Annotated in this window: 17 protein-coding genes; 10 read left to right on the plus strand and 7 right to left on the minus strand. The window is 68.3% G+C overall.

All coding sequences use genetic code 11. The features are described 5' to 3' along the window. A partial coding sequence (dnaK, locus tag ABW137_RS34680; RefSeq protein WP_526407312.1) for a molecular chaperone DnaK occupies nt 1-1,295 on the minus strand: 1,295 nt, incomplete at its 3' end. 104 nt (nt 1,296-1,399) lie between these two features. Next, nucleotides 1,400-2,239 (minus strand): alpha/beta fold hydrolase, encoded by an 840-nt coding sequence (locus ABW137_RS34685; protein ID WP_526407314.1) that lies wholly within the window; start codon nt 2,237-2,239, stop codon nt 1,400-1,402. 78 nt (nt 2,240-2,317) lie between these two features. On the opposite strand from ABW137_RS34685, the gene ABW137_RS34690 reads away from it, so the two are divergent. Continuing rightward, nucleotides 2,318-3,037, plus strand: coding sequence for a class I SAM-dependent DNA methyltransferase (locus ABW137_RS34690; RefSeq protein WP_526407315.1), 720 nt, complete (start codon nt 2,318-2,320; stop codon nt 3,035-3,037). Nucleotides 3,038-3,096: 59 nt separating this feature from the next. Here the strand turns inward: ABW137_RS34690 and ABW137_RS34695 are convergent, their stop codons facing one another. Beyond that, nucleotides 3,097-4,284 carry an MFS transporter gene (locus ABW137_RS34695; RefSeq protein ID WP_526407317.1) on the minus strand — a complete coding sequence of 396 codons (1,188 nt, stop codon included), beginning with the start codon at nt 4,282-4,284 and terminating at the stop codon, nt 3,097-3,099. 24 nt (nt 4,285-4,308) lie between these two features. Beyond that, nucleotides 4,309-5,928, minus strand: a complete 1,620-nt coding sequence (locus tag ABW137_RS34700; protein ID WP_526407319.1) for an FAD-dependent oxidoreductase — start codon at nt 5,926-5,928, stop codon at nt 4,309-4,311. A gap of 103 nt (nt 5,929-6,031) precedes the next feature. Here ABW137_RS34700 and ABW137_RS34705 point away from each other — a divergent pair, with 103 nt between their 5' ends. From ABW137_RS34705 to ABW137_RS34745, 9 genes are all read left to right on the plus strand, one after another. Further along, complete coding sequence (locus ABW137_RS34705) at nt 6,032-8,758, plus strand: AAA family ATPase (RefSeq protein WP_526407320.1); 2,727 nt, start codon at nt 6,032-6,034, stop codon at nt 8,756-8,758. Between the two features lie 197 nt (nt 8,759-8,955). Then, nucleotides 8,956-9,171 carry a hypothetical protein gene (locus ABW137_RS34710; RefSeq protein ID WP_526407322.1) on the plus strand — a complete coding sequence of 72 codons (216 nt, stop codon included), beginning with the start codon at nt 8,956-8,958 and terminating at the stop codon, nt 9,169-9,171. Nucleotides 9,172-9,257: 86 nt separating this feature from the next. Further along, the gene (locus ABW137_RS34715; RefSeq protein WP_526407324.1) at nt 9,258-10,058 is read left to right on the plus strand and encodes a class II aldolase/adducin family protein; all 801 of its coding nucleotides are present in this window, start codon (nt 9,258-9,260) and stop codon (nt 10,056-10,058) included. 171 nt (nt 10,059-10,229) lie between these two features. Next, nucleotides 10,230-10,772, plus strand: coding sequence for a hypothetical protein (locus ABW137_RS34720; RefSeq protein WP_526407326.1), 543 nt, complete (start codon nt 10,230-10,232; stop codon nt 10,770-10,772). A gap of 53 nt (nt 10,773-10,825) precedes the next feature. Further along, complete coding sequence (zwf, locus tag ABW137_RS34725) at nt 10,826-12,274, plus strand: glucose-6-phosphate dehydrogenase (RefSeq protein WP_526407327.1); 1,449 nt, start codon at nt 10,826-10,828, stop codon at nt 12,272-12,274. Beyond that, nucleotides 12,267-14,096 (plus strand): glycoside hydrolase family 15 protein, encoded by a 1,830-nt coding sequence (locus ABW137_RS34730; RefSeq protein ID WP_526407329.1) that lies wholly within the window; start codon nt 12,267-12,269, stop codon nt 14,094-14,096. Before zwf ends, ABW137_RS34730 begins: the two co-directional genes overlap by 8 nt. Further along, nucleotides 14,093-14,719 carry a TIGR03085 family metal-binding protein gene (locus ABW137_RS34735; protein ID WP_526407331.1) on the plus strand — a complete coding sequence of 209 codons (627 nt, stop codon included), beginning with the start codon at nt 14,093-14,095 and terminating at the stop codon, nt 14,717-14,719. Before ABW137_RS34730 ends, ABW137_RS34735 begins: the two co-directional genes overlap by 4 nt. A gap of 63 nt (nt 14,720-14,782) precedes the next feature. Further along, entirely contained in the window at nt 14,783-15,715 is a 933-nt protein-coding gene (locus tag ABW137_RS34740; protein ID WP_526407333.1) for an LLM class F420-dependent oxidoreductase, read from the plus strand. 40 nt (nt 15,716-15,755) lie between these two features. Beyond that, entirely contained in the window at nt 15,756-16,211 is a 456-nt protein-coding gene (locus tag ABW137_RS34745) for a hypothetical protein (protein WP_526407335.1), read from the plus strand. A gap of 6 nt (nt 16,212-16,217) precedes the next feature. Here the strand turns inward: ABW137_RS34745 and ABW137_RS34750 are convergent, their stop codons facing one another. The 3 genes from ABW137_RS34750 to ABW137_RS34760 form a co-directional block, all read right to left on the minus strand. Next, the gene (locus tag ABW137_RS34750; protein WP_526407337.1) at nt 16,218-17,732 is read right to left on the minus strand and encodes a dynamin family protein; all 1,515 of its coding nucleotides are present in this window, start codon (nt 17,730-17,732) and stop codon (nt 16,218-16,220) included. Between the two features lie 46 nt (nt 17,733-17,778). After that, on the minus strand, nt 17,779-19,638 hold the full coding sequence (gene iniA, locus ABW137_RS34755; protein ID WP_526407339.1) for an isoniazid-induced dynamin-like GTPase IniA: 1,860 nt from the start codon (nt 19,636-19,638) through the stop codon (nt 17,779-17,781). A gap of 103 nt (nt 19,639-19,741) precedes the next feature. After that, nucleotides 19,742-20,803 carry an IniB N-terminal domain-containing protein gene (locus ABW137_RS34760; RefSeq protein WP_526407341.1) on the minus strand — a complete coding sequence of 354 codons (1,062 nt, stop codon included), beginning with the start codon at nt 20,801-20,803 and terminating at the stop codon, nt 19,742-19,744. Nucleotides 20,804-21,064 lie beyond the last annotated feature (261 nt).

A 21,064-nucleotide genomic window follows, 5' to 3' on the forward strand; every position in this document is an offset into this window, starting at 1 on the left:
TCGAAGTTGCCGAGCGGCTGGTTGGCCGACCACATCTGGCGCTCGCCCTGCGCGACCTTGATCTCCACCGACGGCTGGTTGTCGTCGGCCGTGGTGAAGATCTCCGAGCGCTTCGTCGGGATCGTGGTGTTGCGCTCGATGAGCGTGGTCATCACGCCACCCTTGGTCTCGATGCCGAGGCTCAGCGGGGTCACGTCGAGCAGCAGCACGTCCTTGACCTCGCCCTTGAGCACGCCGGCCTGGAGCGCGGCACCCACGGCGACGACCTCGTCGGGGTTGACGCCCTTGTTGGGCTCCTTGCCACCGGTGAGTTCCTTGACCAGCTCGGTCACCGCTGGCATGCGGGTGGATCCACCGACGAGCACGACGTGGTCGATGTCGGCGACCGAGACGTTCGCGTCGGCGATGACCGACTGGAACGGCTTACGGGTGCGATCCAGCAGGTCCTGGGTGATGCGCTGGAACTCCGCGCGGCTGAGTTGCTCGTCGAGGAACAGCGGGTTCTTGTCCGCGTCGACGGTGATGTACGGCAGGTTGATCGAGGTGCTCTGCGACGAGCTGAGTTCGATCTTGGCCTTCTCGGCGGCCTCACGCAGCCGCTGCATGGCCATCTTGTCCTTCGTCAGGTCGATGCCCGAGCTGGCGCGGAACTTCTCGACCAGCCAGTCGACGACGCGCTGGTCCCAGTCGTCGCCACCGAGGTGGTTGTCACCCGAGGTGGCCTGCACCTGGACGACGCCGTCACCGATGTCGAGCAGCGAGACGTCGAACGTGCCGCCACCGAGGTCGAACACCAGGATGGTCTGGTCCTTGTCGGCCTTGTCGAGGCCGTAGGCCAACGCCGCCGCGGTGGGCTCGTTGACGATGCGCTTGACCTCGAGGCCGGCGATCTGGCCGGCTTCCTTGGTGGCCTGACGCTGGGCGTCGTTGAAGTACGCCGGGACGGTGATCACCGCGTCGGTGATGTCCTCGCCCAGGTAGCTCTCGGCGTCGCGCTTGAGCTTCATCAAGATGCGCGCGCTGATCTCCTGCGAGGTGTAATCCTTGCCGTCGATCTCGACGGACCAGTCGGTGCCGATGTGGCGCTTGACCGAACGGATGGTCCGGTCGACGTTGGTCACCGCCTGGTTCTTGGCGGGCTGCCCCACCAGCACTTCGCCGTTGCGCGCGAACGCGACGACCGACGGGGTGGTACGCGAGCCCTCCGAGTTTGCGACGACGACGGGTTCTCCGCCTTCGAGTACCGCGACGACGGAGTTGGTGGTCCCGAGGTCGATGCCGACCGCACGAGCCATAGTTACTGCCTCCTGATTAGGGGTTGTTACGGGTCTGAGTGGACCACGCTCAAGCTTGCCCTCGGGACCGTGTCCCTGTCAAACCAGAGTTGAGCCTGATTCACTCAAGTTGTCGAATGGGTCAACCGGGTCGCAGGCGGATTCATTCCCCCCGCCGGCCCGCGATCTTCTGAACGCCTAGCCGACGCTCGCGGCGACGACATCTGCCTTGGAGCCGCGGTCGGTGCCGTCTCGGCGTCCCGCCCGGCCTCGCGGCAAGCGTCGGACACGACGTCGGCCCATGTCGCGGGATGCGTGCTCCAGAAGTTGTGTGGGACGCCGGGCACGTCGCGAAACCGTCCGCGAGGTACTAGGGCGGCGAGCTGGCGAAGGGGCCAGTCAGGGCGAATGTCCTCCCCTGCGGCGATGAACGTCATCGGCACGACGCTGTCGGCGAGGCGTCGAAACAAGCCGGGCTCGTGGATCCATTCGCCGAAGGAGGCCTTGAGGGATTCGTGTACGTCCCGCACCCAGTCGATGACGACGCCGTCCTCGGTGTGACGCGCCGCTTCGTAGATCGCGGACCACGTCCGATCCTGGTGCAGGCCGTGGCCGGCGACACCGGTCACGGCACCCACGCGGTCTGGATGGTCCAGGGCATAGCGAACGGCCAGGTCCGACCCGAAGGAATGACCGAGTACGGTCCAGGATGCGACACCCATTGCCGCTCTGATTGTTTCGAGGTCGGCGATCGCTTGTGAGAGGTCATGCGGACCGCCGCCGGATCGACCCACCCCTCGCGGTTCGGGGAACCACGCGCGCATCCCGCGGGGCGCCAAGCCGTCGTCCTCCAGGTAGTTCACACACCCGGGTCCGCCGGACAGGATCACGACGTCGGGCCCCTCACCGACGACGCCGACGTAGAGGTCGGTCGCGTCCTCGCAACGCACCGTCACAGCCCGCACGCCGTCGATTGTCCCCCGTCGAATCGACCTCCCATGGTGCGGTCGGGAACCGCAGGTGCGGTGTCCGAAAATGAACTGGTGGACGATGCCGTTGGAACCCAGCCCCAGTACGATGCCTTCGCAGACGAATTCCTGGACCACGCTCAAGATGGCCTGTTCAACGCTCACTACGACCGCCCTGCCTGTCTCTCCCTCCTGGGAGACGTCGCAGGCGCGACCGTCCTGGACGCGGCGTGTGGGCCGGGACTCCATGCCGAGGCATTGAGCAGGCGCGGCGCGCTCGTGATCGGTTTCGACCAGAGCCCTCGCATGACGGAGTTGGCCCGACACCGGGTCCCCACGGGGGACTTCCGTACCCACGACATGGCCCATCCGCTCGACTGGCTCGACGATCAATCGGTCGACGCCGCACTCCTGGCCCTGGCCCTGGAATACGTCGACGAGAGGGTTGCCGCGCTGCGTGAGCTTCGACGTGTGCTTCGCCCCGAAGGTGCGCTCGTCCTATCGCGGCAGCATCCCACAGGCGACTGGCTTCGACACGGCGGCAACTACTTCGAGGCCCGTGTCATCGAAGAGACGTGGAGCCGTGGATGGCACGTTCGATATTGGTTGACACCGCTTGAGCAGACCTGCGAGGAGTTGCACGACGCAGGCTTCCTCATCGAGCGCCTGCTGGAACCGCGGCCCACCAAGCACGCAGCGATCATCGACCAGGAGAAATACGAACGTCTTACTCGCGAGCCCACGGGGTTCATCGCAATCAGAGCCGTTCCGGATCCGCGTCGCACGAGGCACTAGGCGCGTTCGGCTGACGGCGAAACATCACTGACCGCTCGCAGACCTCGGGGCGACGACCGTCACCGGCGTTTCGGCGAACCCGCCATCGCCGTCGAGGTGGCGGCGGCCAGCACCGCTGCCACGGCAGCAGCGAGCGCGAGCAGGACGAACATCGCCGCATAGCCGTCCACCAGGCTGGCCAACCCGGCGCCGACGTACGGCCCGAGCGCCATGGCGATCATCACCGGTGCGGACAGGATGCCGCTGAGATGCCCGTAATGCGCCGAACCCCACCGTTCGGCGACGGCGGTGGCCTGCAACAACGTCAGGATCCCCCGTGCCAGCCCCGCACCGATGGCGCACGCGATCAGTGCGCCCAGCGACGTGAACACCCCAAGCAGCGCCGTCGTCGCGGCCACCCCCGCCATGATCGCAACGGTGCGTGGCACGACGCGGATCCGCCGGACCATCGCCTGGTAGCCGAGCCTGCCGAGGACCTGCCCAGCTCCCCCGAGCCCGAGCGCGACGGCCGCCGCCCCGGTGCCGAACCCGCGTTCGGCCATCAACGGCACCAGGTTGACGATGACGGCGTATGACGCCAGAGCTGCCAGCGCGAAGGCCGCCGTCAACGCGACGAACGGCCGGCTACGGGTGGTGCGGGTCGGCGCCTCGACCCCGCGCGCGGCGGTGACCGGCGGCCACGGTCTGCGGAGGCCGAAGAAGTGGGCAGGCACGGTGACCACCGCGAGCACCACCGTCAGGACGAGATAGGTTGCGCGCCAACTCAAGTGCGCGCTGAGCGCAGCGGTCAGAGGAGCGAACACCGTGCTGGACAGGCCGGCGACCAGGGTCAGCGCGGTCAACGCCCGCACGGAGTCGTCGCCGAAGAAGCGCGTGAGCGCTGCGAACGCGGGCGCGTAGAAGATGGCGCTCATCGACACGCCCGCGACGATCCAGGCCGCCGCGAAACACCAGTAGTTGGGCGCGGCGGTGACCGCGGGCACCGCCGCGACGGCGAGGACGGAGCCCGACGTCATGATCCAGCGCGGCCCGTAGCGGTCCAACCAGCGCCCGACCGGAATGCCCGCCAACGCCGAGGTGACCAGGCCCGCGGAGAACGCCGCCGTGATCGCGGGTGCTGACCAGCCGGTGTCGGCCGAGATCTGCGGCGACAGGATGGAGAATGCGTAAAACAGCACGCCCCAGCTGGTGATCTCGGTGACGCACAGGGTGAGCAGCACCCAGCGCAGCCCGACACCCGGCGTCATGCCGAAACACGTTGCCATACCCAGTCAGTGCGCGGTCCACCCGCCGCCGAGCAGACGCGAGGGCAATACCTCCTGATCGATCCTTCGCCGAACCCACCGGATGCGGATCGGCCATGTCGAACGGACGGTCGGAACCCAGGGTGATCCGGCTTGAGTCGACGACGCCGCAGAGCCCGTGCCCGGGTCGGCGAAGGCCTCGGGCCCACACCACATCCGCACGGCCCGCACCACGTCGACGTCGGTCGCCGAGTCCGACGACCATGCGACGTAGCCGTCCGGCCGTACCAGAATCGCGGCGGGAAATCCTGCGGGACAACCTGTTTCGACGCGTACGGGGCGGACCCGGTCCGACCATCGTTTACCCACCGCGCCGACCGCCGCGCTCGTCAGCAGCACGAACCTACCGTCGCGCAGCAGCTCGTACAGCCGACCGCCTGCGCACGGCAGGTCGGGCATCCGCCTACCCTCCCAACCCTTCGCGCCACGCCGCTCGTAGGCGATCCCAAGCCCGGTCAGTCGGCCACCGATCAACATCCGCAGGCGGCGAACGCCGAGTACCCGCCGGATCACCGCCTGTGACAGCGTCCGACGCAGCCGCGAATGCCCGACCATCATCGTGTTGAACACGTCGGTCATCTTCAGCACCAGCGCGCCCACCGGGTATCGCTCCTGCTCGTAGCTGTCGAGCAGCCACGACGGCGCCCAGCCGTGCAAGGCGCCCGCCAGCTTCCAACCAAGGTTCATGGCATCCCCGATGCCGGTATTCATGCCCTGTCCGCCCAACGGGGAGTGCACGTGCGCGGCGTCGCCGGCCAGGAAGACCCGGCCCACGCGGTAGTGCCTGGCCTGCCTGTGCTCGCTGAGGAACCGCGAACTCCATCGCGGCTCACCCATGCCGAAGTCCGTTCCCGCGATGCGCTCGAACGCCGACCGCATCTCGGCCGCGGTCACGGGTTCCTCCAGCGGTGCCTGCTCACGCGTGCGGTCCCAGGCAATGACCCGGTACCAGCTGTCGCCGAACGGCACGCACAACACCACGCCCTCGTCGCCGGAGCGCGCGAACATCACCTCATCTGGCGGGTCGGCGAGTTGGACGTCGGCGAGCAGGATGTGCGTCGGATACCGTTCCCCGACGAAGTCGACGTCGATCAATCGCCTTGTCACACTGTGAGATCCGTCGCACCCAACCACGTATCCGGCCTGCGACGTGGCGACGGCGCCGTCGACCTGCAGGTCGACCTCGACACCGTCGTCGGTCTGGCGCAGCCCGACCACCTCCGTGCCGTAGTCGATGCGGACGCCGAGGCGCGCCGCGCGCTCCTCGAGCAGGTACTCCGTCCCGCTCTGCGGCGCCATCAGCACCATCGGAAAGGCCGTCTCGAACTCGGTCATGTCGAGCATCGCCCCGGGGGCGGGCGCCAGCCGCTGCACGGGAATGCCGCGGGACAGCAGGTCGTCGGCCAGGCCGCGGGCGTCGAGGAGCTCGAGGGTTCTGGCATGCACGGCGAACGCGCGGGTGACGTTGGACTGCCCGTTCCTGCGCTCGACGATGCGGCACCGAACCCCGGCGAGTGCCAGTTCGCATGCCAGCATCAGGCCCGTTGGTCCTGCTCCTACGACGATGACGTCGGTGGCGTCCATCATGTCCTTCCGTGGTGGTGACTCAGTGATCGATCTCCACCATGGCGCGTGCAGACACCGGTCGAATCGGTGTAATCACCAGTCCCGGCGGTCGTAGCATTCGGTGATGCTGCACGGCCGAGACCGGGAGTGCACGCAGCTGAACGGGTTGCTCGACGCTGCGCGGTCGGGCCGCAGCGGTGCGTTGGTGCTGCGCGGCGACGCGGGGATCGGAAAGTCCGCGTTGCTCGGGTACGCCGCCGAGCACGCCAACGACTTCCTGGTGTTGCGGGCGGTCGGAATCGAAAGTGAATCGGAATTCGCCTTCGCAGCGGTGCACCAACTTCTGCGTCCGCTGCTCGGCGAGGTGGCTCGGCTCCCGCCACGTCAGCGTGCCGCGCTGGAGGCTGCGTTCGGAATGGCCACGACCGCAGGGGGCGACCGGCTGCTGGTCTCGCTTGGCGTGTTGAGCCTGCTGTCGGACGCCACCGTCAGCCGACCGGTGCTGTGCTTGATCGACGACGCCCAGTGGCTCGACGCGCCGTCTGCCGAGGCCGTGAGCTTCGCCGCTCGCCGGCTGGACGCCGACGGCATCGTGGTGCTGATCGCGATCCGCCACGACGAGCCTGCGGCCATGACCACCACCGGGCTGCCCGAGACGTGGCTACGCGGACTCGACGTCGATGCCGCCCGCGCGATGCTCGCCGAGGGACCGCCGATGGCGCCGCACGTGCGCGACCTGCTCGTGACGAGCACCGAAGGCAATCCGCTTGGACTGCAGGAGCTTCCAGGCTCACTCGACCCCGACCAGCTCGGCGGTCGGCGCCCGCTTCCCGACCTACTCCCCGTGAGCAACGAACTGGAACGCGTGTTCCTCGCCCGCGTCCGTACGCTGCCGACCGCCACCGGGACGGCGCTTCTACTCGCCGCCGCCGAGCACACCGGCGACTTGCGGACGGTCCTAGCGGCGGCCCGCCTGCTCGACGTCGACGCGGCGGACGCCCTCGGTCCAGCCGAGGAGGCCGGCATCGTCCGGATCGACGACGACCGGGTGCGCTTCCGCCAGAACCTCGTTCGCGCTGCCGTCTACCGTGGCGCGACGTTCCTCCAGCGCCGCGCCGCCAATCAGGCGTTGGCGGCGGCACTCACCGAGCCCGAGGACGCCGACCGGCGAGCATGGCAATTGGCTTCGGCGGCAGTAGGTCCCGACGACGCCCTGGCAGTGGAACTGGTCGCGGTCGCGCAACGCTCGACCGAGCGTGGCGGCCACGCCTCCGCGGCAACCGCGTACGAACGGGCCGCCGAGTTGACCACCACGACCGAAGCGCGGGCTGAGCGCCTCCTCGCGGCCGCGCAGGCGTCGTGGCGGGCCGGCCGCTCGCAACGGGCACTCGCCGCGCTCGATGGAGCCGAGAAACTCGTCAGCGGCGCGCACCTTCGGGCCAGCATTCTTCGACTGCGAGGGAACGTCGGCTTCGCTTGCGGCGACATGGATTCCGCCTACGAGAATCTGCAGGCCGGCGCGAACCTGGAAGTCACACGAGATCCATCACTCGCCGCGAGCATGCTGGCGGAGATGGGACAGATCGCCTGGGTCAGCGGTGACGTCGGCCGCATCAGTGAAGCGGCGCGCCGACTGGCCGCCCTGCCCACCCCGTCGGACCGGATGGCGGTCACCGCGTCGCTCATCGTCGGCCTTCATCACTTCCTCAGCGGGGACACCGCAGCCGCGACGGCAGCTCTGCAGCACGCCGCCGCATCCGCCGAGGAGGCCGGCGACGCGGCCAGTCTCAGCCAAACCGGCAGCGCAGCACTGTTTCTGGGTGATGACGCCCGCGCCATCACCATGTTCACCCGCGCTGCGGCCACCGCACGGGCCGACGGCGCCGTCAACATGTTGCCCACGGTGCTCGGCCCGCTCGGTGCGCTGCAAGCCTGGACGGGGCGGTACGCGTCGGCCACGGCGACGGCGACGGAGGGATTGCGGCTGGCAGTCGACACCGGGCAGGAGAACCCCGCGGCCCACCACCGCAGCGTGCTGGCGTGGGTGGCCGCGGTGCAGGGCCGCGAACGGGAGTGTCGCGACGCGGCGGCCGCGGCGCATGCGCGGGCCATGGGCCATCAGCTCGGACCACACGCGGGCATCGCCTCTTGGGCCCTTGGCCTTCTGGACCTCGGACTGGGCAGGCCCGCCGAGGCGTTCGACCGACTGGACGCCCTGGCAGGGGCGCGGCCGGGCGAGGGCCACCAGGTGGTCAAGGCATTCGCGACCGCCGATCTGGTCGAAGCGGCGTTCCGGTCGGATCAACGGGGCCGGGCCGAGCAAGCCGCGATGACGTTGCGAGCCTGGGCATCCCATGTGAGGGCACCGTGGGCCCTGGCACTGGCCGCTCGTTGCGATGCGCTGCTGGACGACGGCTCGGAGGAACACTTCGCGCGCGCCGCGGAGTTGCACGCTGCGAGCAGCCGACCGTTCGACGCGGCACGGACCGAGCTGTTGCGCGGCGAGTTCCTCCGCAGACGACGCCACCGGGCGCAGGCCCGGACTCATCTACGCGCCGCCAGGGACGTCTTCGAGCAGCTCGGTGCCGCCCCGTGGGCGGAGCGGGCCCGCGTCGAACTCCTGGCGACGGGCGAGACGGCCCGCAAGCGAGATCCAAGCACCGTCGGACAGTTGACTCCGCAGGAGCTGCAGATCGCCCGGCTCGTCGGCGCGGGCGGAACCAATCGCGAGATCGCCGCCGAGCTGTTCCTGAGCCCTCGCACCATCGACTACCACCTACACAAGGTCTTCACCAAGCTCGGCATCTCGTCGCGGGCGGAGCTCATCCGTCTCGACGCCGCAGACCGATAGCGCCGGGTAGCGCACCGTGCCGTCGTCGCCGCCGTGCCCGGGCATCCGTTCCCCCGATTGGTGGACACGCCGTTGCCTCCGACCCATCCACCAGTCGCCCGATACCCCGGGCCGCTGCGCTGCGACATAGTTATCCCATCGCCGGAACACACCGACCGAGAAACCGAAAACATCACTCAGACAAAAGGATTGACAACATGAACGCCATCACCCGCACCATCGCCGCCGCCGGGATCATGACCGCAGCCGCGCTCGGCCTGGCAGGCATCGCCAACGCCGCCACCGCCCCGGCCCCACAGGGCCCCGGCCATTCCTACAGCCCCGGCACCTACGCCACGCCCGCCCCGACCGTCGGCCCCGGCTGGCACGGCAACCACGGCCCCGCCTACATCGCCCACCTCAACGGCAAGTAAGCCGCCCGGCCCTCCCCGCGCAAGAACCCACCCGGCCCTTCCCAAACAATCCCCGGGGGAGGGCCGGGTGTACGTACCATCGGGACATGGTCGACACCGGAGCCGAAGACGCCAAGAGGCTGGCAGGCGGTAATGCCGCCGCACTGCTTCCCCGCACGGACCGCACGCTCGAAGAGGAGCGGCTGCACCGCAAGCAGAACTTGGCGGCGGCGTTCCGATTGTTCAGCCGCTTCGGCTTCGACGAGGGCGTGGCGGGTCACATCACCGCCCGAGACCCAGAGTTCACCGATCACTTCTGGGTCAATCCATTCGGCATGCACTTTGGCCACATCCGGGTCAGCGACCTGCTGCTGGTCCGGCACGACGGAGAGATCGTGCACGGCGACCGACCGGTGAACCAGGCGGCGTTCGCGATCCACTCGCAGGTGCACGCGGCGCGCCCCGACGTCATCGGTGCCGCCCACTCCCACTCCGTATACGGCAAGACGTGGTCGACGCTGGGCCGACTCCTCGACCCCATCACCCAGGACGCATGTGCGTTCTACGGCGACCATGCCCTGTTCGACGCCTACTCGGGCGTCGTCCTCGACCTCGAAGAGGGCAAGCGCATCGCCCACGCGCTCGGCGACGGGAAGGCCGCGATCCTGCGCAACCACGGCCTGCTGACCGTCGGCCACTCCGTCGAGGAAGCCGCCTGGTGGTTCATCACGATGGAACGCTCGTGCCAGGCGCAGTTGATGGCCGAGGCCGCGGGCACCCCGATTCTCATCGACGACGAGATGGCCGCCTTGACCCGCGGCCAGGTCGGTAGCCACTTCGCGGGCTGGTTCAGCTTCCAGCCGCTGTTCGACAAGATCACCAGGGAGCAGCCCGACCTGTTCGACTGACGGGCTCTCGGGTGTGCGTCCACGGCGTCGCGCGTGCGCTCGTGGCGACTCTCGAACGCATTTCCCGCCCGCACCGCGCACCCATCCCGGTGACCGCGCGGGTCACGAACTGGCAACGCCACGCGAGTCACTGCCGCCTCTTCCGTCACGGGCTGCGTAGCCTTGTCCGTGATGAAGGCCCGGCTGGTGATGGCAGGCGTGCTCGCGGCGAGCGCGGTCCTTGCGGGCTGCCAGTCCACGGTCGATGGCAACCCCCAAGGCAGCGCGGGTTCGCCCACCGAGCCGAGCTTCCCGACCTCGCGGCCCTCGGTCTCGACGCCGACCACCACCTCCCCCGCGCCGCCCCCAGCCACACCGACGGCCGCCCCACCTGCCGCTGAGGCACTGCCCCCGGACAAGGGTTACGTGTTCGTCGTCACCAAGTCCGGGAAGACCCGCTGCCAGATCAGCGCGGCGGAAGTCGGCTGCGAGGCGGACTTCATCAACGCGCCGACCGTCAACGGCGAGCCAGCCAACGGCGTGAACGTCAGCGCCGAAGGGCAGGTCACCTGGCTGGTCGGCAACATCGGCGACATCCCCGTCGTGCCCATCGACTACCGCACCTACTCGGCCGTCGGATGGACCATCCTGGCCACCGAGGAGGGCACCCGCTTCACCAATGACCAAACCGGCCACGGCATGTTCGTGGCCATCGAGAAGGTCGAGCCCTTCTGAGGGTGAGCGTTCTGCGACCGGCGACTTAGGAAGACGGTTTAGGAAGCCTCCCGTTGCGGGAAGAGAACTACGTGACGCCTGCCGACGAGCAAATACCGCCCCATGTCTTCGTGTTGTTTGGAGCCACGGGCGACCTGGCCAAGCGCAAGCTTTTCCCCGGGCTCTACCACCTCGCCGCGGCATCGCGGCTGCCCGCGGACTACGCCATCATCGGCTCGGGCCGCCACTCTCCGGGCTCCGACGACGAATTCCGGGCCCGCATCCGCGACGGCCTGCGCGAGAGCGTCTCCGACATCGACGACTCGGTGCTCGACGACGTCGTCGGTCGACTCTCCTTCCAGACCTCCGACAGCGACGACGGGAAGGATCTCGCCGCCGCGGTCGCGAAGGCGCGCGAGGGCCTCGGCGACGACTCCCGGACGCTGATCTATCTGTCGGTCCCGCCGAAGGCGATGCAGCCGATGATCGGCATGCTCGGCAGGGAGGGGCTCACCGACGGGGCCCGCGTCGTCGTCGAGAAGCCATTCGGCACGGACCTGGCCTCGTCACGCGAGCTCGATGCGGCGCTCAAGGACGTGATCAGCGAGGAGCAGGTCTACCGGATCGACCACTTCCTGGGCAAGGAGGCCGTACAGAACATCCTGGCGCTCAGGTTCGCCAACGAACTGATCGAGCCGGCCTGGAACCGCGACCACTTGACGTCGGTCCAGATCGACGTTCCCGAGGACCTGACCGCGGAGGGCCGCGGCGCCTTCTACGAGTCGACGGGCTGCTTTCGCGACATGATCTCCACCCACCTCTGTCAGGTTCTCGGGTTCGTGGCCATGGAACCGCCCGTCCACCTCGACGAACGCTCACTGCGCAACGAGAAGGCCAAGGTGTTCGACGCCATGCGGCCGCTCGACCCGAACCGGGTGATCTTCGGCCAGTACGACGGGTACCGCGACGAGGACGGCGTGGCCGACGACTCGACCGTGGAGACGTTCGTGGCGCTCGAAGCCTTCGTCGACACCGAACGCTGGCAGGGTGTTCCGTTCTACCTGCGCACGGGCAAGGCGCTGGCCGCGAACCGGCGCACCGTCACGCTCACCTTCCGCACCCCGCCGATGGGACGGTTCGGTGACGGCGACCCCAGTTCACGCCCACTGGGGCCGAACCAGATGATGATCGAGTTGAGCGACTCCCCCGAGTTCGGCGTCAGCCTGATGGCGAAGCGGCCGGGTCCTCGAATGGAATTGATGCCGCTGACCTTTCGTCTCGATCTGGCCGACGAGGATCCCGACGACGCGCCGTTGGAGGCCTACGAACGGCTGTTGCTCGACGTCCTCCGCGGCGATCAGACGCTGTTCACCCGCTCCGACGAGGTCGATCGGTTGTGGCAGATCTGCCAACCCGTACTCGAAGCTCCACCGACGACGCAGCCGTACCCGAAGGGGTCGTGGGGTCCCGAGGACGCGGTGGCCCTCCCCGGTGGGACCGGCTGGCGGCTCGCCGATGAGTGAGTGGCTGGGCATTTCCGACCACGGCTTGATCGGCGACCTGCGGACCTGTGCGCTCGTCGGCACCGACGGGACCATCGATTGGTTCTGCGCCCCTCGCTTCGACTCCCCCAGCGTGTTCGGCTCGATCCTCGACAAGGACCGAGGCGGCAGTTGGCGACTGGAACCGGACTGTCAGGCCCCGCGCACCCAGCAGTTCTACTTCCCCGACACCGCGGTGCTGATCACCCGATTCCTCACGGCCGACGGTGTCGCCGAGATCCACGACTTCATGCCCGTGCTCGGCATCGGCGATCCCGAGCACCGCCAACGCATCGTGCGCCGGGTCAGCGGCGTGCGCGGCAAGATCCGGATGCGGATGTGGTTCGACGCCAGGCCGGACTACGCCCGCAATCGCTGCCATGCCGAGTACGCGGGTGATGGTGTGCTGGTCTCCGGTGACGGCGTGCGCATGGGCCTCATCGCGACGACGGACCTGACCATCGACGAGCAGGACGACAATACGATGGTGTGCGCGGACGTCGAGCTCACCCAGGGGGACACTGCGCTGTTCGTCCTGGAAATCCTCGACGGTGACGACATGCCGTCCTCCAACTCCGTCGACATGACCGATGCGCTGTTGGACGCCACCACGGCGTACTGGCGACACTGGCTGTCACAGTCGAGCTACGTCGGCCGGTGGCGCGAGATGGTGCACCGGTCGGCGATCACCCTCAAGCTCTTGACCCATGAACAGACCGGCGCCGTGATCGCTGCGCCAACGACGAGCATCCCCGAATTGGTTGGGGGAAGCCGCAATTGGGACTACCGCTACGTCTGGGTCCGGGATGCCGGGTTCAGTCTGTACGCCCTGCTGCGGCTGGGCTTCACCGATGAGGCGCGGGCATTCATCGGATGGCTCTCGGAGCGGTTGGGCGACGAGCGCGACGACAGCGACGACAAGGGCCCGCTCAGGGTGCTCTACGACATCGACGGCAACGTGCCCACCGACGAAGCCGAACTCGACCACCTCAGCGGGTACCGCGACTCCCGCCCGGTACGCATCGGCAACGCCGCGGTCGAGCAGCTGCAGCTCGACATCTACGGCGACATCATCGATTCCATCTACCTATTCAACAAGTACGGCCCCGGCATCAGCAGCGACGCCTGGAACGACGTCATCGAAGTCGTCGGCTGGGTGATGGAGAACTGGGACCGCGAGGACGCGGGCATGTGGGAGGTGCGCGGCGAAAACCGCGCGTACACCACGTCGCGGCTGATGTGCTGGGTGGCACTGGAACGCGCCATCCGCGTCGCGCGGCAACGCGGCCTGCCCGGCGACATCACCGCGTGGTCGAAGGCACGCGACGAGATCTACGAGCGGATCATGTCCCGCTGCTGGAACGATGACCGGCAAGCCTTCACCCAGACCGAGGGCGGCACTGCGCTCGACGCGGGGGTACTGCTGATGCCGATGGTGAAGTTCCTATCCCCGGCCGACCCGAAGTTCCTCTCCACTCTGGAGGCCATCGAAGCGGACCTGGTCACCGACAGCCTGGTGTTCCGCTACACCCCCGAGTCCGACGGTCTCGACGGCGAGGAGGGCACCTTCTCGCTGTGCTCGTTCTGGTACGTCGAGGCACTGACCAGGGCGGGTCGGCTCGACGACGCCCAGCTGGCACTGGAGAAGATGTTCACCTACGCCAACCACGTCGGGCTCTACGCCGAGCAGGTCAGCGCCACCGGTGATCAGGTCGGCAACTTCCCGCAGGCCTTCACGCACTTCGCACTCATCAGCGCCGCGCTCAACCTCGACCGCGCGCTCGACAAGGGGAGCAACCGATGACTTCGATAGCCCAGCAGGAACGTGCCGCGCTCGTCAGCACGATGCGTAGCGTCGGCCCCGAACAGCCGACGCTGTGCGGGGATTGGACGACGCGGGATCTCGCCGCGCACCTGGTCGTCCGAGAACGGCGGCTGGACGCGGCGCCAGGCATCCTGTTGCCCGCCCTGGCCGGCTACACCGCGAGGGTTCAGGAACAGGTTGCTGCCCAAAAGGATTGGAACGTCCTGCTTGACCAGATCGCGTCGGGTCCACCACTGCTCTCGCCGTTCAAGGTTCTCGACCCGTTCGTCAACGTTGCCGAGATGTTCATCCACCACGAGGACGTTCGTCGGGCCGTAAGCGGTTGGGAACCACGCGAACTCGACGAAGACACCACGTCGTCCCTGGCGCGACAAGTCAGCTTGATGTCGCGGATGACGATGTCGAAGGCCCCCGCGCACGTGTCCCTGCGGACACCCGACGGCGAGACACTCGCGAACATCGGACGAGGGGAAACCGTGGTCGTGACCGGCGACCCAGGTGAACTCCTGATGTTCGTCTCCGGCCGCAACGAGGCCAAGGTCACGTTCTCCGGTAACGACGACGCGGTCGGTGCCGTGCGGGCTGCTAAGCGCGGCCTCTAGGGGCGCGGGGCGAGCGAAGCGACGGGGAAGAGGTGCCCCGCGGCGAGCGATTAGGGTGTGCCCATGGACTTTCGCGTATTCGTCGAACCTCAGCAGGGTGCCACCTACGCCGACCAGCTGGCGGTGGCTCGGGCAGCCGAGGCAAGCGGCTACTCAGCATTCTTCCGCTCCGACCACTACCTGGCGATGTCGGGCGACGGACTGCCCGGACCCACCGACTCCTGGGTGACGCTGGGCGGCATCGCCCGTGAGACGTCGACCATCCGGCTGGGCACCATGGTCACCTCCGCGACGTTCCGGCATCCCGGCGTCCTAGCGATCTCGGTGGCCCAGGTCGACGAGATGAGCGGCGGCCGAGTCGATCTGGGCATCGGCGCCGGGTGGTTCGAAGCCGAGCACGACGCTTACGCGATCCCCTTCCCGCCGCTGGCCGAGCGGTTCGACCGGCTCGCCGAGCAGCTCGACATCCTGACCGGATTGTGGACGACTCCGGTCGGCAAGTCCTTCGACTACACCGGCGAGCTGTATTCGGTCAAGAACTCACCCGGGTTGCCGAAGCCGACGCAGACGCCGCATCCCCCGATCATCGTCGGCGGCAAGGGCCCCAAGCGGACGCCCGCGCTGACGGCGAAGTACGCCTCGGAGTTCAACATCCCGTTCGTCGGCGTCGACGAGCTGACTGCCCAGTACGCCCGCGTCGCCAAGGCCGTCGCCGATGCGGGCCGCTCCCCCGATTCGGTGACCTACTCGGCGGCGTTCGTGGCGTGTGCCGGCCGCGACGACGCCGAGGTGGCCAAGCGCGCCGCCGCCATCGGGCGCGAGGTGGACGAGCTGCGCGCCAACTCACCCCTGGTCGGCACCGCCGCGGAGATCACCGACAAGTTGGCGGCGTTCATCGAGGCAGGCGTGCAGCGCGTGTACGTACAACTCCTCGACATGTCCGATCTCGACCAGATCGACTTCTTCGCGAGCGAGGTCATCCCGCACGCGGGCTGACGCGGAGACCGTTGATCAACCGCGGCTACTATCGGAGGCCGTGGCAGGCAGCGGCGATTCGAGCGACGAATCCAAGGACACCGAGCCCGCGTGGCACGAGCGCACCTCGACGGTCGTGGGGGCCAGCGTCGCCGCCCTCCTGGCCCTGGGCCTGGCCTGGCTCGCCATCTCGTACGTGGCCAAGGACTTCAACGACCCCGCGCCGACGCCGCAGTACTTCCTGGAGCCAAGCGCATCCGGCGGAGGGACGACGACGCCGTCGTCGCCGACGACCACCACCGAGACCATCACCAGCACCAGCCCGCCGGTGACCACCGACATCAACCCCGGTGACCCCACCTCGACTTCCGTGACGTCCGGCACCGACACGTCGCCGACCGACACCACCCTGCCCCGGACGCGGCGCTCGACGGCCAACAACGACGACGACGGTCCGACGTCCACCCGGCAGCGCCCGCGGCTCAACGAGACCAGGACGCTGTACCCACGCCCGTAGCGGGCGTCAGCGGCCCTGGGCGGCGAAGTCGGCGACCATTCCCTCGGCGCTGCGCACCGCGGCCCGGCACGCTCTCGTCGTGAAGGGGTCGTTGAGCGGGTGGTCGGCCCTGCGGCGCCACCGCTGCGCGGCGGCGAACGCCGCCCGGGGTCCGTCGTACGGGGTGTCGGGTTGCAGACCCAGCCGGCTCGCGGCGTCGGTCCCTGAGCCGCCGATGATGCGGCGCAGCGACGCCATCTCATCGTCGTTCAACGTCGTTGCCCTGGAACGCAATTGGCTCAGCAGCCGCAGCTCCTCGAAGGCGTGCGTGTCACCGAGGAGGGGGTCGATGTCGGCGATGATGTACGGGGTGGCGTAGGTCGGGTTCGCCTCGACGAACCTGCGCAACGCCAGCAGCGCCGTGTGCGCCTTGAGCAAGTCGGACCGCTGCGCGAACTGTTGGTCGATGACGTCGCGCAGGGCGATCAGCCCGCTGCGCTCCAGCAACTCGTCGGCCAACGCGACGGAGTCGCCGATGCCCGCCCGGAGCACCGCGATCGAGATCCGGATGCCGAACATCCCGAATCGCTCCAGCAGTGCCGCGCGGGTCGCCGCGTCGACCGGTAGCGCTGGGCCCTTGCCATCGTCGCGCACGAAGCGGTCCACCGACAGCATCGCCTTGGTGAGCTCCGCGGCGTCGACGCCTGCGAGCTTCTCCAGCGCGACGAACTCGCTCTGCCGCAGCGTCCTGGCCGTGAGTGCCAGCAGCCCCGACACCGGGACCACGGCCTGGCAGATTCCCGTCTTGTCCATCTCGGCGGTGAATCTGGTGGCGACGTCCTTGGCGGACAGCATCGCGTCGATGCGGCCCGCCCCGATCTCGTCGGCCCGCGACGCGACGCCGATCACGCCGAGTGCGCCCGCCGAGCCGCCGACCAGGGTGCCGATCTGTCGCAGCAGCGCGATGTCGGTGGCGTTGAGCGTGCGCAGCAGGAAGACGACGGCGTCGACCCTGGGCACGCCGTCGTCGGGAACCAGCAGGCGAAGGGTGCGTTCGGACACGTCCCTGGACAGCGACGACGTGCCGGGGGTGTCGATGATGGTGGTGTCGATGAGCTCCGCGGCCGGCCACTCCACGTCGAGGTCGATGACGTCGTCGGGGTCGACGCTGGCGAAGTCGAAGGTGAGGCCGCGCTCGCCGGAGCGTCCGCCTGCGTCGCGCATGATCGGCACGTTGGACCGTCGACCGCCGCGGTGGTTCGCCGTCACCTTGGGCGTGGCGCCGTTGCGGAACCAGGTGACGATGCGGGTGGCCTCCGTCGCGTCGGTTGGCGCGATGTCCTCGCCGACCAGCGCGTTGACCAGGGTCGACTTGCCTGCCTTCAACGTCCCGGCCAGAGCGATGCGGATCGGCTGGTTCAGACGCCTGCCGATCCAGTCCAGTTCGTTGTGCACGTCGAGGCGGTCGCGGTAGGCGGGGTCGCCGCGGTACGCCTGGATGGTGCCGCCAAGGATCGCGCGCACTCGATCGCTCGTACTCATGTCGGTTGACCAGCTTAAAGCGTGTGACTGGGAGGTAGCGGACGGGTTATGTGGGGACGGCGTCCTGTCGCGTCGAGAGGTTGACCGCGTGCTCGGTGACCTGCCGCAGGATGTTGAGTCGACGCTCCAGTTCCCGCACGCGCGTGTCCCGCTCGTCGATCTCGATCTTCGCCGCGGCCAGCGACGCCTGCAATGACTCGTTCAGTGAGCGGGTGGTCTGGTTGGCGATGTCGCGGTAATGGTCGCGGAGCTGGCGCTGAATGCCCTTGAGCCGGTCCCGGGATTCCTTGCTGACCACGAACGACACGTCGTCGACGAAGCGACGCATGTTGGTCTTGGCCTCGTTGCGCACCCGGAGCATGCGGTTCTCCATGTCCTCCTTGTATGCCTTGCGGCCCAGCACCAGGCCTGCGCCCAACGACAGTGGGTTGAACATGCCGAGCCCGGCGAACGAGGTGAGCATGCCGAACATCAGCACGCCGCCGTAGGAGCCGCGCATGCCGGTCACGACCTTGTGACCCTTGCCGATCGGCTTGGCCTCCAGCCGTCCCAGCGACTTCATCTCGCCGAACCCGGCGCCCATGTCGCGCGCGTTGATCTGCGGCATGTCGACGGCGTCGAGGCCTGCCTCCATGAACGTGCGGGCCACCTCCTGCGCCAATGCCTCGGCGCGTTGATAGGCCCACACGAAGTTGTCGCCGACGGCGGTCGCGACGGCGTTCTCCAACTCCGCGCCGATCTCGGCCCAGTGGTGTGTCGGGTCGCAGCCGTCGATCGTCTTCTCGGTGTGCTGGGTGATCGCCCGGAACCGGGCGCGCAGGTCGTGGTCGACGTCGGCCGTGAGGTCGGTGATGCCGTCGTTGAGCACCTGCTGCCAGAGGGCGGTGTGCTGCAGCGCTTCCTGCGCTTCCTGCTTTCTCCGCTCGAGGTCGGCGGTGAGCGCGTCGCGGGCACCGGGGTCGTTGATGGCCGACAGCTCCGACTCCACGGTCAGCGTGAGATGCTCGGCGGCAGAACGGACTTCGGCGAGCACCTCGTCGCGGACCCGGTCGTTCTCGCGGCTGAGCACCTTCTCACTGAGGAATTTGACGATCGCCGGGAAGTTCGACTCCTCGTTGAGTTCCTTGTCGTTGAGCGAAATGGCATGGCTGCGAAGCACGGACGAGACCGGGGTGACGGGCACGTCCACCCCGGCGCGTTGCAGGTGCGCGACGTTGGCGGCGACGATCTCGCGCCAATGTGGGTAGAGGTCGATCTTGGTGGCGAGAATCATTGCTAGCGGGCAGATTTCGACGGCCTGCCGGATGAACGTCATTTCGGGCTCGGTGAACTCCTGGCTGGTGTCGCTGATCATCAGCACCGCGTCGGCGTCGGGCAGCAGGCCAAGGGTGGCCGATAGGTGCGGTTGGCCGTGGCCGCCGACGCCTGGGGTGTCGACGAAGGCCAGTCCGTTCTTCAGCAGCGGGCTGGGGGCGGTGACCTCGACGCGCAGCACCTCGCGGCCGCCGGCCTGGGGCGCGCGACGCAGGTCGTTGCGGACGTCGGCGACGGGAATCTCGACGACGTCGGGTTCCTCACCATCACCGCGGGCGACGATCAGGCGGGCCGACGCCTGCTCGCCGTAGGACACCACGGTGGCCAACGTGGTGGTCTCGTCGTCGCCGACGCGGGCGACGGGGACGTTGAGCAGTGAGTTGAGCAGGTGGCTCTTGCCCTGCTTGAGCTGGCCGGCGATGACCACGCGGATCTGCGGGTCACTGATGCGTTCCTTGGCTCGCGCCAGTCGCGCCACCAGGTCCCCGCGCTCGTAGTCCCCGGCGATCTTGGTGCTGTGGTCGATCAGTTCGACGATGACCTTGACCGGTCTGGCCTTGCCGGGGTCGTTCGGTTGCGTGGCTTGGGTCATGGGGTGGTCCTCTTAGCCTTCGAAGTCAGCCAACGGTAGGCGCGCGAACTGGCGGGGACCACCCCGGTGAGAGAGGGTCCCCGCCAGTCGCGCGGTCGAAGGATCAGAACGCGTCGAGGTCGGTCGTGTTGTGCGACGCCAGGTCGGTGTCGTTGTGCGACGCGATGTCGGTCGAGTTGCCGGAGGCCACGTTGCTGGTGAAGCTGTGGTCGTCCTCCACCGACGTGTGCACCGAGTTGTCCTGCTCGAACGAGTTGTCCTGCTGCACCGAGGTGACGGTGTGTGAGGACGAGTCGATCGAGGAGCTGTTGCCGCTGCCCAGGTCGTGACCGGCCGTCGTCTGATCGCCGCCGACGATGGTCGTGTCGGTGTTGGAGTGGTTGCCCTGGTCGTTGACGATGATCGAGCCACCGGCGCCGCCGCCACCCGCGTTGGCCTCGTTGCCGCCGTTGCCGATGCCGATCAGGCTGCCGCCGCCGCTGGAGCCCGCGCTGCCGCCGTGGCCACCGGACATGTCGTTGTCCTTGATGACGGTGCCCTGGTTGCCGTCGATGACGTCGCCGCCTGCGTGCTGCGAATCGTCACGGACCTCGGTGTCGTTGCCCTCGCCGATGATGATCGGCGAATGGCTGCCGCCGTCGATGATGCCGGTGTTCGCGCTGTTGCCGTCGCCGACCACGTTGCCGTTGCCGTTGACGCTGGTGGTGTCGATGTCGTCCGCCTCGCCGGTGTTGACGACGCCGCCGTTGGTGGCGGAGTTGCTGGTCTTGTCGCCGAAGGTGATGTCGCCGAAGCCCAGGTTGAAGGCGCCGTTCTGGGCGTTGGCCCCGGCAGCCTGATCGGGGCTCATGAGGTCGTTGTTGCTGGCGATGGGCGTGTTGTTGTGGCTGGCGAAGTCGGTCTGCGGTGCGAACGCGGTCTGCGGGGAGAACGCCGTGGGGATGCTGTGGTAGTTCGCGACCGCGGTCTGCAGGCCGTGGACCGGGTCACCACCGCCGAGCAGGACGCCTGCCGGCGCCGCGGAGGCCGCCACGGCCTGCAACTGCGCGGCGCTGACGTTCTGCAGGCCGACCGACCGCAGCGCGCCGTCGGGGTCCTGGACGAAGTCCGCGGCGACTGAGGGGCTGCGGAACAGGTCGAGGATGAAGTCGAGGAGGTTCGTCATTGAAGTGCCTTTCGGTTGTGGGTGTTCCCGGTGCGTGGATGTTGTGTCTGGCTGTCGTCGCCGGTCTGTCGGCGATCTGGTGACTACGTTATGGACCCGTCGGGAACCCGGAAACGGGGCGCCCACCCCTTGCTGGCGGGGGCCGTTGCGGGGTGCATCGGGGGTCACCGTTAGGGGATTAGGGGGCAGTGGGGGATCGCTTCGGGGTGGGGCGGTTGACCTGCGTCGATGACTCCCAACGAAAAAGGACAGCGCGGCCAG

The organism is Mycobacterium sp. (genome assembly GCF_040509115.1).
GTDB lineage: Bacteria > Actinomycetota > Actinomycetes > Mycobacteriales > Mycobacteriaceae > Mycobacterium.